The 328-nt window shown below is 43.9% G+C and carries 1 protein-coding gene; it reads right to left on the minus strand.

The window, feature by feature from the left end:
* Nucleotides 1–95: 95 nt before the first annotated feature.
* A partial coding sequence (locus tag ACMV8I_RS21400; protein ID WP_498867150.1) for an NMCC_0638 family (lipo)protein occupies nt 96–328 on the minus strand: 233 nt, incomplete at its 5' end.

A 328-nucleotide genomic window follows, 5' to 3' on the forward strand; every position in this document is an offset into this window, starting at 1 on the left:
GATTGGTAAACTGGTGATGGTGAAAGTCACGCGTGCCATGAGTCCGCATTTGGTGGAAGGTGAGTTGATGGATATTTTGGGGTAAATGCACGTTGTTATTTAACTGGTATTAACCGAAAATTCAAGGTCGCTTTTACAGGGGTTTTATCACTCATGCTAGTATAAGCCGTCACCACATATTGCGATGCGGCGTCGGCTTTTTGCATCGTATATACAAGTTCTTTGATAGGGAGTTGGTTAACATTATCTCTATCGCTCACAAGCTGACTGGTAAGACCCAGTTGCTTGGCGGTTTGGGTTACCATATTTTGGACTTCTGCTCTTACGG

The organism is Ewingella sp. S1.OA.A_B6, from assembly GCF_049889095.1.
Taxonomy (GTDB): Bacteria; Pseudomonadota; Gammaproteobacteria; order Enterobacterales; family Enterobacteriaceae; genus Ewingella.